The sequence below is a fragment of the Cupriavidus sp. 09_S30 genome (assembly GCF_056930435.1).
Genome location: NZ_JBXOWI010000002.1, coordinates 1,955,763 through 1,968,920 on the forward strand (window position 1 = coordinate 1,955,763; position 13,158 = coordinate 1,968,920).

Annotated in this window: 11 protein-coding genes; 5 read left to right on the forward strand and 6 right to left on the reverse strand. The window is 69.2% G+C overall.

The features are described 5' to 3' along the window. Window positions 1-319: 319 nt before the first annotated feature. The 3 genes from AC1Z3O_RS28970 to AC1Z3O_RS28980 form a co-directional block, all read right to left on the reverse strand. A complete protein-coding gene (locus AC1Z3O_RS28970; RefSeq protein WP_483519842.1) occupies window positions 320-3,508 on the reverse strand; it encodes an efflux RND transporter permease subunit in 3,189 nt (1,062 codons plus the stop codon). A 215-nt stretch (window positions 3,509-3,723) separates the two neighbouring features. After that, on the reverse strand, window positions 3,724-5,016 hold the full coding sequence (locus AC1Z3O_RS28975; protein ID WP_483519844.1) for an efflux RND transporter periplasmic adaptor subunit: 1,293 nt from the start codon (window positions 5,014-5,016) through the stop codon (window positions 3,724-3,726). Between the two features lie 164 nt (window positions 5,017-5,180). After that, window positions 5,181-6,098 (reverse strand): alpha/beta hydrolase, encoded by a 918-nt coding sequence (locus AC1Z3O_RS28980; protein ID WP_483519845.1) that lies wholly within the window; start codon window positions 6,096-6,098, stop codon window positions 5,181-5,183. Between the two features lie 278 nt (window positions 6,099-6,376). Between AC1Z3O_RS28980 and AC1Z3O_RS28985 the strand changes: the two genes are divergently transcribed. After that, window positions 6,377-7,303: a LysR family transcriptional regulator gene (locus tag AC1Z3O_RS28985; RefSeq protein WP_483519847.1), complete on the forward strand. Its 927-nt coding sequence runs from the start codon at window positions 6,377-6,379 to the stop codon at window positions 7,301-7,303. 13 nt (window positions 7,304-7,316) lie between these two features. On the opposite strand, the gene AC1Z3O_RS28990 is transcribed toward AC1Z3O_RS28985, so the two are convergent. Beyond that, entirely contained in the window at window positions 7,317-7,790 is a 474-nt protein-coding gene (locus AC1Z3O_RS28990; RefSeq protein ID WP_483519848.1) for a RidA family protein, read from the reverse strand. A 144-nt stretch (window positions 7,791-7,934) separates the two neighbouring features. Between AC1Z3O_RS28990 and AC1Z3O_RS28995 the strand changes: the two genes are divergently transcribed. The 4 genes from AC1Z3O_RS28995 to AC1Z3O_RS29010 all read left to right on the forward strand — a co-directional run bounded on the left by AC1Z3O_RS28995 (window position 7,935) and on the right by AC1Z3O_RS29010 (window position 11,586). Beyond that, a complete protein-coding gene (locus tag AC1Z3O_RS28995) occupies window positions 7,935-8,576 on the forward strand; it encodes a helix-turn-helix transcriptional regulator (protein ID WP_483519849.1) in 642 nt (213 codons plus the stop codon). A 152-nt stretch (window positions 8,577-8,728) separates the two neighbouring features. After that, window positions 8,729-9,490 carry a COG4705 family protein gene (locus AC1Z3O_RS29000; protein WP_483519851.1) on the forward strand — a complete coding sequence of 254 codons (762 nt, stop codon included), beginning with the start codon at window positions 8,729-8,731 and terminating at the stop codon, window positions 9,488-9,490. 39 nt (window positions 9,491-9,529) lie between these two features. Then, on the forward strand, window positions 9,530-10,195 hold the full coding sequence (locus AC1Z3O_RS29005; RefSeq protein ID WP_483519852.1) for a response regulator transcription factor: 666 nt from the start codon (window positions 9,530-9,532) through the stop codon (window positions 10,193-10,195). After that, a complete protein-coding gene (locus AC1Z3O_RS29010; RefSeq protein ID WP_483519854.1) occupies window positions 10,171-11,586 on the forward strand; it encodes an ATP-binding protein in 1,416 nt (471 codons plus the stop codon). Before AC1Z3O_RS29005 ends, AC1Z3O_RS29010 begins: the two co-directional genes overlap by 25 nt. Before the next feature lie 77 nt (window positions 11,587-11,663). On the opposite strand, the gene AC1Z3O_RS29015 is transcribed toward AC1Z3O_RS29010, so the two are convergent. Both AC1Z3O_RS29015 and AC1Z3O_RS29020 read right to left on the reverse strand, forming a co-directional pair. Continuing rightward, window positions 11,664-12,698: a GIN domain-containing protein gene (locus AC1Z3O_RS29015; RefSeq protein ID WP_483519856.1), complete on the reverse strand. Its 1,035-nt coding sequence runs from the start codon at window positions 12,696-12,698 to the stop codon at window positions 11,664-11,666. Continuing rightward, a complete protein-coding gene (locus AC1Z3O_RS29020) occupies window positions 12,695-13,009 on the reverse strand; it encodes a PadR family transcriptional regulator (RefSeq protein WP_483522062.1) in 315 nt (104 codons plus the stop codon). Before AC1Z3O_RS29020 ends, AC1Z3O_RS29015 begins: the two co-directional genes overlap by 4 nt. Between the last annotated feature and the right edge of the window lie 149 nt (window positions 13,010-13,158).

A 13,158-nucleotide genomic window follows, 5' to 3' on the forward strand; every position in this document is an offset into this window, starting at 1 on the left:
TGTTCGTATGCGTGTGTCAGGGCCTGGCTGTAGCAGCGCGATCGCTTGCATGCCGGTGGTTCGCTCCCCTCTCCCATTTATGGGAGAGGGGCTGGGGGAGAGGGCGGGCGCTTGCAGGTGCCGACGTGCTGGATAACACCGAAGGCTTCGTCGGGCCTGGCTCCGTGCTAGACCACCCCTCTCCCCCGCCCTCTCCCCATGAGGGGAGAGGGAGCCAAGACCTCGTGCTTGGCGACGGCTGTAGGCGCATCCCACCGGCTTCGGCTGGCTCACAGGGAAGTCGTGCCTGCGCGCGGCAAGCCGGGCAGCCCTTTCCTCTCTAGTTCGGCTCAACCGCCGCAACCACCGGTTCGGCCCTCTGCGCCACCACCCGCCGCTCGCCACGCGTAGCCCACAGCCGCAGCGCCACATAGAACACCGGCGTCAGGAACAGCCCGAAGACGGTCACGCCCAGCATGCCGGCGAACACCGCCACACCCATCGCGTGCCGCATCTCGGCGCCGGCGCCGGTGGAGACCACCAGCGGCACCACGCCCATGATGAAGGCGAAGGACGTCATCAGGATGGGGCGCAGGCGCAGGCGGCTGGCCTCGATCGCGGCGGCCACGATGGAGCGGCCCTGGTGCTCCAGCTCGCGCGCGAACTCCACGATCAGGATGGCGTTCTTGGCTGACAACCCCACCAGCACGATGAAACCGATCTGCGTGAAGATGTTGTTGTCGCCGCGCGTGAGCCACACGCCCGTCATCGCCGCCAGCAGGCTCAGCGGCACGATCAGGATCACCGCCAGCGGCAGCGTCAGGCTTTCGTACTGCGCGGCCAGCACCAGGAACACCAGCAGCACGCACAGCGGGAAGATCCACACGCCCGCATTGCCGGCGAGGATGTCCTGGTAGGTCAGCTCGGTCCATTCGAACTTAATGCCCTTGGGCAGGGTCTCGGCGGCGATGCGCTCGGCCGCGGCCTGCGCCTGGCCCGAGGAGAAGCCCGGCGCCGGGCCGGCGTTGACGTCGGCGGCGGTGAAGCCGTTGTAGCGCACCACGCTGTCCGGGCCGAAGCCTTGCTTCACCTGCACCAGCGAGGACAGTGGCACCATGTCGCCGGCCGCGTTGCGCGTCTTCAGCTGCAGGATGTCCTCGGCGTGGGCGCGGAACGGTGCATCGGCCTGGACCTTGACCTGGTAGGTGCGGCCGAACTTATTGAAGTCGTTCACATAGGCCGAGCCCAGGTAGGTCTGCAGCGTGTCGAACACATCCGTCACCGGCACGCCGAGCTGCTTGGCCTTGACGCGGTCGAGCTTGACGTCGAGCTGCGGCACGTTGACCTGGTAGTTGCTGAACACGCCGGTCAGCTCGGGCGTGGCGCGCGCCTTGCCGATAAAGGCATTGGTGGCGTCGAACAGCGCATCGTAGCCCAGCGCGGCGCGGTCTTCGATCATCAGCTTGAAGCCGCCGATGGTGCCCAGGCCCTGCACGGGCGGCGGCGGGAACACGGCGATGAAGGCGTCCTGGATGGCCGCGTACTTGGCATTGAGCTGCTGCGCGATGGCGTCGCCCGACATGTCCTTGCCCTTGCGCTGGTCGAAGGGCTTGAGCGTGGCGAACACGATGCCGGCGCTCGGGCTGTTGGTGAAGCCGTTGATCGACAGGCCCGGGAAGGCCACCGCCGACTCCACGCCCGGGTGCTTGAGCGCGATCTCCGACATGCGGCGGATCACGTCCTCAGTGCGGTCCAAGGTGGCGCCATCGGGCAGCTTGGCGAAGCCCACCAGGTACTGCTTGTCCTGCGCCGGCACGAAGCCCTTGGGCACCATCTGGAACACGCCCCAGGTCAGCGCCAGCATGACCGCGTAGACGCCGAACACCGCGCCCTTGCGCGAGATCACGCCCTTGACGCCGGTGCCGTAGCGCTCAGCGCTGGCGCCGAAGAAGCGGTTGAAGCGCGCGAAGAAGCCGCCCAGCACACGCTCCATGCCGCGCGACAGCCAGTCCTTGGGAGAGTCGTGGCCGCGCAGCAGCAGCGCGGACAGCGCCGGCGACAGCGTCAACGAGTTGAAGGCCGAGATGATGGTCGAGATCGAGATGGTCAGCGCGAACTGCTTGTAGAACTGCCCGGTCAGGCCGGTCATGAAGGCCAGCGGCACGAACACGGCGATCAGCGTCAGCGCGATGGCGATGATGGGGCCGCTGACCTCGCGCATGGCCTTGTAGGTCGCCTCCTTGGGTGACAAGCCTTCCTCGATATTGCGCTCGACGTTCTCCACCACCACGATGGCGTCGTCCACCACGATGCCGATGGCCAGTACCAGGCCGAACAGCGACAGCGCGTTGATGGAGAAGCCGAAGGCATGCATCAGCCCGAAGGTACCGACGATCGACACCGGCACCGCCAGCAGCGGGATGATGGACGCGCGCCAGGTCTGCAGGAACAGGATCACCACCAGCACGACAAGCGCGATAGCCTCGAACAGCGTGTGTGTGACCGCCTCGATGGAGTGGCGCACGAACTGCGTGGGGTCGTAGACGATGCTGTAGTCGACGCCGTCCGGGAAGTTCTGCTTCAGCTCGTCCATGGTCTTGCGCACGTCATCCGAGATCTGGATGGCGTTGGAGCCCGGCGCCTGGAAGATGGGGATGGCCACCGCCGGCTTGTTGTCCAGCAGCGAGCGCAGCGCGTATTCCGACGCGCCCAGCTCGATGCGCGCGATGTCCTTCAGGTAGGTCACGGCGCCGTCGGCCGAGGTGCGCACGATGATGTCGCCGAACTCCTCGACGGTCGACAGGCGGCCTTGGGCATTGACCGAGAGCTGCAAGTCGGCGCCGGGCACCGCCGGCGAGGAGCCGATCACGCCGGCCGCCACCTGTACGTTCTGCTCGCGGATGGCCTTGACCACGTCCGAGGCGGCGAGGTGGCGCTCGGCCATCTTCTCGGGGTTGAGCCACACGCGCATGGCGTAGTCGCCCGAGCCGAACAGCTGCACCTGGCCCACACCCTGGACGCGCGCCAGCCGGTCCTTGACGTTGATCACCGCATAGTTGCGCAGATAGGTCATGTCATAGCGGCCGTTGGGCGAGACCAGGTGCACCACCATGGTCAGGTCCGGCGAGCTCTTGACGGTGGTCACGCCCAGCCGGCGCACGTCCTCCGGCAGGCGCGGCTCGGCCTGCGCCACGCGGTTCTGCACGAGCTGCTGCGCCTTGTCGGGATCGGTGCCGAGCTTGAAGGTGACGGTCAGCGTCAGCACGCCGTCGCTGTTGGCCTGCGAGGACATGTAAAGCATGTCTTCCACGCCGTTGATCTGCTCTTCCAGCGGCGAAGCCACCGTCTCGGCAATCACCTTGGGGTTGGCGCCCGGGTACTGGGCACGCACCACCACGGAAGGCGGCACGACCTCGGGATACTCCGAGATCGGCAGCTTGAACATTGAGATGGCGCCGACCAGGAAGATCAGCACCGATAACACACCCGCGAAGATCGGGCGGTCGATAAAGAATTTCGAGAGATTCATCTTGGTCTCGGCTAAATCTCGTGAAAGCGGCAAACACGCGCCCCTGGCGGCCCGCGGGCGGGCGCCATCCATATGTCAGGGGACGCGTGAAAAACTTGTAAGGCGGTGTGGCGGCTTGGCGCTTCAGCAACTCAGCGGCGCCGAAAACCGGCCAATGGTTTGCTCCCCTCTCCCATTTATGGGAGAGGGGAGCAAACCACCAGCCCGTGCCGGCCTCAACTCACCGGCTTGATCTCGCCCCGCGAGCCCGGCGCTCCCGCTGCGGGCTCAGCCGCCAGCTTCTCCACCGCCACCCCGGCCTGCGCCTGCTTGCGATCAGCCGCCTCCCTACGCGGCTCCACCTCGCGCTTGTACGCCATCGCCACCGGCTTGGGCGCCACCGAGTCGCCCGGCCGCACACGCTGCAGCCCGTTCACGGCGATGGTCTCGCCCGGCGCCAGGCCCTTGCGGATCACGCGCAGGCCCTCGTAGGCCGGGCCGAGTTCCACCTCGCGGTAGATCAGCTTGTTGTCGCGGCCCACCACCAGCACGAACTTCTTGCCCTGGTCGGTGCCGACCGCGCGGTCGTTGACCAGCACCGCGGCATGCGGCGCGCCGCCACCGAACTTGATGCGCGCGTACAGGCCGGGCAGCAGGCGCCCGTCGTCGTTGTCGAACACCGCGCGCACGCGGATGGTGCCGCTCTTCGGATCGAGCCGGTTGTCGACCGACTGGATGCGGCCCTGATGCGGATGCCCGCTTTCATCGGCGAGGCCGAGGAAGACCGGCAGGTTGGCCTGGCCGCCGCCGGCGCCCGGCGCCGTGTAGCGCAGATAGCTCTGCTCGTCGATCTCGAAGCTGGCGTACACCGGCGATACCGACACCACGGTGGTCAGCGCCGGCGACGTTGCGCCCGCCGCCACCAGGTTGCCGACCGTGATCTCGGCGCGCGATACGCGCCCCGTCACCGGCGACGTGATGCGCGTGTAGGCCAGGTTGAGCCGCGCCGCTTCCAGCTCGGCCTGCGCGGCACGCACATTGGCGCTGGCTTCGCGCGCGCCGTTGTCGCGCTCGTCGAACTCGCGGCGCGACACGGCGTTGTCCTGCAGCAGCCGCTGGGCGCGCGCCTGCTCGGTCTGCGCATGCGTTGCGCGCACCTGGGCGGCGGCGAGTGCCGCCTCGGCGCGCGCCACTTCCGCGGCGTAGGGACGCGGATCGATGGTGAACAGCGGATCGCCCTTCTTCACCAGCGCCCCTTCGCGGAAGTGCACCGCCTCGATGGTGCCCGAGACGCGCGGGCGTATCTCCACGCGATCCACAGCCTCCAGTCGGCCGGAGAATTCATCCCATTCGGTGATGGTCTTGCCGATCACCGTGGCCACGTCCACGGCCGGCGCTGCAGGCGCCGTCACCGCCTGGGCCTCGCCCCCGTGCGGACGAAGCAGCGAAGCGGCCAGGCCGGCACCGAGCAGCGCGAACACAGCCACCGCGATCAAGGTACGTCGAGTTGTATTGTTTGAATATTGCATTTCTTCACTCCGTTTCTGGCTTTCTTTCTGGCTTTCTTCAACTGGAAAAGCAAAAGGCCGAACGCCTCCCTCCGGGCCCGCGAAGGGGGTCCGGAAATCCAGGATTGGCAGGCAGTTTCTACGCCAGGGGCCGCCCAGCCGGCGGGCCCCGCTCCGCGCCGGCCTCAGGGCCGGTCTTGCGTGCGGCGTTCGGTCCGTTCTGAGGCGTCGTCGCTTCCCGCCAGGCTTTGCCGCAGGAAACGCGCACCTTCATCGACCCACACTTCACAGGCTTCATGGGTCTCTTCCACCCCGTCGCCACAGGCGCCGGGCATGATCATGGTCTGCGCCGGCACGCCGACGCCGCGCAGCCGCTCGCCGAAGGCCTCGCCCTCGGCGCGCAGCGCATCTTGCTCCGCCACCTGGATCAGCGTGGCCGGCAGCCCCGCCAGGCGCGAGGCGTGGACGGGCGCGGCATACGGGTGCACGCTCGCTGCCGGCGTCGGCAGGTAGTCGCGGTAGTTGTCCGCGATGCGCTGCAGCCTCTCCAGCGGCACGCGGGGGCCGGCCGCGCCGAGCGCGCACGAGGCATGCTGCAGGCAGGGATCGGTCAAGGGCCTGATCAGCCATTGCGCGCGCGCCGCTGGCAGGCCGCGGTCGCGCATCATCTGCGCCAGTGCGATCGCCAGGTTGCCGCCGGCCTCCTCGCCCACCAGCGCGAAGCGCAGCTTGTCCACCTTCAGCCGGCGCGCATGGGAAAGCACCCAGGCCACCGTGCTGAACGCATCCTCCGGCGCCGCCGGAAAGGGATAATCCGGCGCCAGCGAATAGGCCGGCACCACCACCACCGCCGGCACCTTGGCCGCCAGCGACACGGCCAGGCACTCGCTCGACTCCGGGCTGCACTCCACGAAGCCGCCCGCATGCAGATAGATCAGCCACGGCAGCGGCGGCGCTCCGGCAGCCGGATAGCCGGCCGGATAGCACAAGCGGGCAGCCACGGTGCGCTCGCCGCTCTCCACCACATAGTCGAGCATCTGCACGCGGCCGGGCTTGCCGGCGGGCGGTACGGCGGGCGGCTGCGCATGCGGTTTGCTGGGCATCGTCGACTCCGGCGGCTGGCGCGAACGCCCGGCCTTGGCTTGTTGCGATGCATCGGATTATGGTGATTGACAGGGGTGGGATAAAGCGATGCCCGACCAACGCACTGTTGCAATGGTGAAATAATCGCGGCGCCGAGACCCCACGCCGTGCAAGGTCATCCATTTTGTGTTCCACTCGCGCTTCCCGGCGCGCGCGCCACATGCGCGGGCCGGTATTGTCTACGCCGCCGCCGGCGCCTACAGGCACCGCGCCGCGCTTCATTCGCCAGGGAATCGCCATGGATCGCTTCATCTCAATGCAGGCTTTCACGCGCGTGGTCGATGTCGGCAGCTTCGCGCGCGCCGCGGAATCGCTGGACCTGCCCAAGGCCACCTTGACGCGCATGATCCAGAACCTGGAAACGCACCTGGGCGTCAAGCTGCTGCATCGCACGACGCGCCGCATCAGCGTGACCACCGAAGGCGCCGCTTACTACGAGCGCTGCGTGCGCATCCTCGCCGACGTCGATGAGGCCGAGCAGTCCCTCTCCCATCACAACAACAATCCGCGCGGCACGCTGCGCGTGGATACAGTCAGCAGCCTGGCCGAGATGGTGCTGCTGCCGGAGCTGCCGGCCTTCTTTGCCGCCTATCCCGACCTGAAGCTGGAGCTGACCACCAATGGCAAGCCCATCGACCTGCTGCAGGAAGGCGTGGACGTAGTACTGCGCGTGGGCGACCTGGTCGACGAGTCGATGGTGGCGCGCCGCATCGGCCAGCTCAAGTTGGCGATCTACGCCTCGCCGATCTACCTGCGCCAGCACGGCACGCCGCGCACGCTGGCCGAACTGCAGGCGCACCGGTGCATCAACTACCTGTCCCACCGCACCGGGCGCGAAGTGACGTGGGAAGTAACGCGCGGCGACCAGCACCACGAGCTGCGGCTGTCCTCGGTCATGGCCACCAACGATTCCGACGTCTACCTCGGCTGCGCGCTGCAGGGACTGGGCATCGCCTATATCCCGTGCGCGATCGCCGAGCCCTATGCGCGCAGCGGCCGGCTGGTGGAGCTCATGAGCGACTGGCAGACGGAGACGCTGCCGATCTCGGCGATGTACCCGCAAAACCGCCACCTGTCGGCCAAGGTGCGCATCTTCGTGAACTGGGCCGCCGAGCTGTTCGCGCGCCACCCCCACTTCGGCGAGCCGCCGCGGCAGGCTGCATGAACGCGGCATTGCGTTAGTTGCCGCCAGCACCGCCGCCCACGGCCAGCGCCTCGACCTCGAACAGCATGCCGTCCAGCGCAAGCCGCGGCACCGGGATCAGCGTGCACGCGGGCGCCGGCGCCTCGCCCCACATCCGCGCGACCTCATCGGCCAGCACGCGCAGCCGCGACTCGTCGTGATCGACCACCAGCACGGTCAGCTTGGCCACGTCGGCCGGGCCCGCGCCGGCCGCACGCAGCGCCGTGCCGAGATTGGCAAAGGCCTGCCGCACCTGGGCGGCGAAGCTGTGGGGCAAGGTGCCGTCCTCGCGCTCGCCGCCCTGCCCGGCCACGCAGATCAGCGCGCGCCCGGCCGGCACCAGCGCCAGGTGCGAATAGCCGTTCGGGCGCGGATCGTAGAGGCCGAGCGGGTTGAGAAAGGTGAGCCCGCGTGACGGCTGGCGGGCGTCGGTGAACGGGGTGAGGTGCGGGAAGGTGGCTTGCTGCATAGCGTGGCTCCATTGTGCTGTCCGAGCGGCTGCCGGGATGGCCGCCATGGACGCCGGAACGCTCGACAGACTGGCAGCTCCGGCCTAATATCCAAGAATGATGTTGGATATTAGGCGCAGCCAGTGAATTACACAACAAATCCCTTGGATAATTCAGGGAATCCCCAATCGTCGGACCGCATCCTGTTTCTGCTGAAGACGCGCGGGCCGGCCTCGACCGCGCAGATCGCCGAGCGCCTGGAGATCACGGCCGAGGCCGCGCGCCAGCAGGTGCAGAAGCTGCTCGCGGCCGGCCTGGTCGAGGGCCGGCGCCAGGCCGCGAGCGGAGCCGGGCGCCCCCGCCAGGAATGGGAGTTGAGCGCGGCGGGACAGGCACGCTTTCCCGACACGCACGCGCAGCTCACGGTGCAGCTGATCGGCTCGATCCGGCAGCTCTTCGGCGAGGCCGGCCTGGACAAGCTGATCGGCCAGCGCGAGGCGCAGGCGCGCGACGACTATGCGCAGGCCTGCGCCGGCGAGCGCACGCTCCCCGACCGCTTGCGCCGGCTGGCCGCCTTGCGCGAAGCGGAAGGCTATATGGCACGCGTCGAGCGCGACGGCGCGGACTGGCTGCTGATCGAAGACCATTGCCCCATCTGCGCCGCCGCGCAGAGCTGCCAGGGTTTCTGCCGCGCGGAACTGCAGGTATTCCGCGACGTGCTCGGCAGCGATGCGAAAGTCGAGCGCGTGGAGCACCTGCTGGCCGGCGCACGCCGCTGCGTGTACCGCGTCAGCGCCGCGGGCTGATCGCGCCGGCCGTCGCCGGCGTGGCGCATGCTTCCCTCAGCCAGACCTAAGTTTCCCCAGGTAGAGTCGCCTCCCATACCGGCCGCGCCGCGCGCGGCCGCCCACCCGTCACATGCGTCCCGACCGAGGGACACCGCGAAAGGTGCAGATCCATGAGAGCGAATGCGCAACCTAGCCCGATCAAGGTCCCCGAGGTCACCCTGGCCTTCTGGATCATCAAGATCGCCGCCACCACGCTGGGGGAAACCGGCGGCGACGCCCTGTCGATGTCGATGAACCTCGGCTACCTCGTCAGCACGGCGATCTTCGCCGTGGTGTTCCTGGTGGCCGTCAGCGCGCAGATCCGCGCCAAACGCTTCCACCCGCTGCTGTACTGGGCCACCATCATCGCCACCACCACGGTCGGCACCACGCTCGCCGACTTCGCCGACCGCTCGCTTGGCATCGGCTATGCCGGCGGCACCACGCTGCTGGTCCTGCTGCTGCTCTGCTCGCTGGCGCTGTGGCAGCGCACGCTCGGCTCGGTCTCTATCGACACGGTGGGCGAGCCGCGTGGCGAGCTGTTCTACTGGGTGACGATCATGTTCTCGCAGACGCTCGGCACCGCGCTGGGCGACTGGACGGCCGACACCGCGGGCCTCGGCTACCTGGGCGGCGCAGTCGTGTTCGGGGCCCTGCTGGCCGCCGTCGCCGCCGCCTACTACTGGACCGCCATCTCCCGCACCCTGCTGTTCTGGGCGGCCTTCATCCTGACCCGGCCGCTCGGCGCGGTGGTGGGAGACTTCCTCGACAAGCCGCTGCACGCCGGCGGGCTGGCCATGAGCCGCTACACGGCATCGGGCATACTGCTGGGGCTGATGGCGACCTTCATCCTGCTGTTTCCGCAGCGGGCGGCGGTGCGATCTGGACACTGAAGCGCCGGCCGGCCCGGGGACAGCGCAACGGGAGCATGCATGCGGGTATTGCTGATCGAAGACGACCCGATGATCGGGCAGGTCGTACAGGCCGCGCTGAAGGACGCCGCCCACGCGGCGGACTGGGTGAACAACGGCGAGACCGCGCTGGCCACTCTGGCCGGCCAGCGCTATGACCTTGTCCTGCTGGACCTGGGCCTGCCCGGGCGCGACGGCATGGAGGTGCTGGCCGCGCTGCGCGCCCGCGGCGATGCGGTCCCGGTGCTGATCCTGACCGCGCGCGACGAACTGGAGGAGCGCATCCGCGGCCTCGACGCCGGCGCGGACGACTACGTCCTCAAGCCCTTCGAGATGAACGAGCTGCTGGCGCGCATGCGGGCCGTGTGGCGCCGCCGCGGCGGCACCGCCACGCCCCTGCTTGGTAATGGCCAGGTGAGCGTCGACCCGGCCACGCGCCAGGCGACGGTGCCCGGCACCGAGCCTGTCCTGCTGAGCAACCGCGAGTTCGCGCTGCTGCAGGCGCTGCTGGTTCGCCCCGGCGCCATCCTCTCGCGCGCCGAGCTGGAGGACCGCATCTACGGCTGGGGGGAGGAAGTCGAGAGCAATGCCGTCGAATACCTGATCCATGCGCTGCGCAAGAAGCTGGGCAGCGGCATCATCAAGAACGTGAGGGGCGTGGGATGGATGGTGGCCAAGGAAGCCTGAACCCGTCGATCCGGCGCCGCCTGGCGTGGTGGCTCGCGCTGACGATCCTGGCCGTGGCGCTGGCGGCCGGCACCGTGTCCTTCCGCGCTGCCTTCGAAGAAGCCAATGCGCTGCAGGACGACACGCTGCGGCAGGTCTCGGCGCTATTCGACCCGCAGCACCTGCCTGCCCCGCATCTCGGCGACGCGGGCCGCCTGCCCGGCAGCGACGAGGACGCGCGCGTGATCGTGCAGTACCTGCCCCGCTCGCGGCCCGTGGCTTCCCTCGGGCGCAGCGACGATGCCGTCTCGCTGCCGCTCGGCACCGGCCTCGCCGACGGCATCCACACCATCACGATCCGCGACGAATCCTTCCGCGCCGTGGTGCGCACGCTCGCCAGCGGCGAGCGCATCGTCGTGGCCCAGGAAACCGGCATCCGCAACGAGATCGCGCGTGACAGCGCCCTGCGCACCGTGCTGCCCTTCCTGCTGCTGGTGCCGGTGATGCTGGCCCTGCTGGGCGTGCTGCTGCGCCGGATGTTCCAGCCGATCGCCCGCTTGGCGGCGGATGTCGAGGAGCGCGGCGAGCAGGACCTGCGCCCGCTGCGCGAGGCACACATCCCGGCCGAGATCGCGCCCTTCGTCGGCGCCATCAACCGCCTGCTGTCGCGCACCGGCCAGGCCATGGCGGCGCAGCGGCGCTTCGTCTCCGATGCCGCGCACGAGCTGCGCACGCCGCTGACCGCGCTGTCGCTGCAGGCCGAGCGGCTGGGCCACGCGCCAATGTCGGACGAAGCCAGGGAGCGGCTCGCCGCGCTGCGCGGCGGCATCGAGCGCGGCCGCAACCTGCTGGAACAGCTCCTGACCCTGTCGCGCGCCCAAGCGGCACCGCGCGGCGCGGCCGGCACGGTATCGGTGCAGCAGGTGCTGCGGCATGTGCTGGAAGACCTCGTGCCGCTGGCCGAGGCACGCAGCATCGACCTGGGGGTCGGCTGGACGGACGAGGGCCGGCAGGCGGACGACGGCGACGCGCAGGTGGCCGCCGGCACGGTGGACCTGACGGCGCTGCTGCGCAACCTGGTCGACAACGCCATCCGCTACACGCCGCCAGGCGGCCGCGTCGACCTGTCGGCCGGCCGGCGCGGCGACCGCGTGATCCTGCAGGTCACGGATTCCGGGCCAGGCATCCCGCCCGCCGAACGCGCGCGGGTATTCGATGCCTTCTACCGCGCGCCCGGCAATACGGCCACCGGCTCCGGCCTGGGCCTGTCCATCGTGAAGACCATCGCCGAGCGCCTGGACGCCGAGGTATCGCTCGCCTATGCCGACGAAGCCGCGCAGTGCGGCCTGCGCGTGACCGTGTCGCTGCCGGCCGACTCGCGCGGCACAGGCGCCGCGCCGGCGCACCGCTGATACCTGGATGGCGCCTGGATGGCGTACGTATCGCGGGCGGTTCTCGCCCGCCGGCCCGGCGCCGCAAGCCGCGCAGCTCAGGCCATGCAGACGTCACCGCTGCCGGCAACGTGCGTACGCACACTGGCGGGCCTGCTGAGCACCCGGATGTCGCCGCTGCCGTGGATCGACAGGTCGGCCGCCTCACTGGGCGCGACGACGGCGTCGCCGCTGCCGCGGACCTCGACCGTGGCACGCGCCTGCTGCAGCATGCCGATGTCGACATCGCCCGAGCCGGCGATTGCCACGGATACGTCTTCCACCCTGCCGGTGGCGCAGATGCTGCCGCTGCCGTCGAGCTCCAGGTGCAGATCCTGCTGCGCCACCTCGTGCAGGAACAGGTCGCCGCTGCCGACCATGGCCCAGTGCGCGATTGCCGGCCCCTCCAGCCTCACCTCGATATGGTTGCGGCGGAAGGCGCGCCAGTTGAAGCGGCCGGCCAGCCGATTGCCTTCGAGGCGCAGATGCTCGATCAGCCAGGGGTTGGCGCGCACCAGCGCGCGCGGCACTGCCGCCGGCTTCCAATGCACCTCGGCTGGCAGGCAGATCTGCATGCGCTGCCCCGGCGACCACGCCAGCTCGCGCTCGACGAAATCGTCCCCGTCCGCGCCGAAGGGCTGCAGGCGGTCGCGGTGGCGCGCCACCAGGGCGCCCGCGGCCAGCCCCGCCGCCAGCAACAGCAGCAGCCCCGCCAGCACTGGCACCAGCGACAGCAGCATCACGCTGCCACCGAGCAGCACGCCGGCCAGCACCACGGCGAGCAGCGGCACGGCAAACATCAGCAAGCCGGCACAGGGCAGCAGGAAGGCCAGCCCCGCCGAGACCAGCAGCCACTTGACGAAGCTTGCCGCGTGCCGCTGCTGGCGCCACTGGCGGTAGTGAATGTCAGTCAGGTGCTCGCGCGCCAGCCGCTCCGGATCGCCGAGCGCGGCGGCGGTGCCGGCCTCGCTGCGCCCGGCCGCCAGGGCCTCGTCGAAGTGGGCCGCGTAGTCCGCGACGATCTCGTCGATCTCGGCGGGCGCGAGCCCTTTCAAGGCGCGGCGCAGCCGCCGCAGGAACGCTTCTTTGCTCACGAACTCACTCCGATAAGCCGGTTGACCGCACCAGTGAACTGTTGCCACTCCTGCTGCTGGACCGCGAACGCGGCCCGCCCCGCCTCCGTGATGCGGTAGTACTTGCGCGGCGGGCCGCTTGCCGATTCCTGCAGGTAGGCATCGACCAGGCCGTCCGCCTGCAGGCGGCGCATCAGCGGATAGATGGTGCCCTCGCCCATGTCGACGGCCTCGGCAAGCTGCCGTGCGAGGTCATAGGCATAGCTGTCACCCCGGGCGAGCAGGGCCAGCACACACAGGTCGAGCACGCCCTTCTTCAATTGGGTGGAAATGGAATCCGCCATGGATGGCCCTGTTATGGATGGCCCTGTTGCCTTCGTCGGGATACAGCATAAAGCAAGGTATATTGTATTGCAAGGTAGCTTGCCAAGCATGAGTGCCAGGAAGGAAGCCGGCGGCAAGGCCAGGCGCCGGCGGCAGC

Coding starts and splice junctions, on each gene's coding strand:
- AC1Z3O_RS28970 (WP_483519842.1), bottom strand. CDS start 3,508: ATGAATCTCTCGAAATTCTTTATCGACCGCCCGATCTTCGCGGGTGTG.
- AC1Z3O_RS28975 (WP_483519844.1), bottom strand. CDS start 5,016: ATGCAATATTCAAACAATACAACTCGACGTACCTTGATCGCGGTGGCT.
- AC1Z3O_RS28980 (WP_483519845.1), bottom strand. CDS start 6,098: ATGCCCAGCAAACCGCATGCGCAGCCGCCCGCCGTACCGCCCGCCGGC.
- AC1Z3O_RS28985 (WP_483519847.1), top strand. CDS start 6,377: ATGGATCGCTTCATCTCAATGCAGGCTTTCACGCGCGTGGTCGATGTC.
- AC1Z3O_RS28990 (WP_483519848.1), bottom strand. CDS start 7,790: ATGCAGCAAGCCACCTTCCCGCACCTCACCCCGTTCACCGACGCCCGC.
- AC1Z3O_RS29000 (WP_483519851.1), top strand. CDS start 8,729: ATGAGAGCGAATGCGCAACCTAGCCCGATCAAGGTCCCCGAGGTCACC.
- AC1Z3O_RS29005 (WP_483519852.1), top strand. CDS start 9,530: ATGCGGGTATTGCTGATCGAAGACGACCCGATGATCGGGCAGGTCGTA.
- AC1Z3O_RS29010 (WP_483519854.1), top strand. CDS start 10,171: ATGGATGGTGGCCAAGGAAGCCTGAACCCGTCGATCCGGCGCCGCCTG.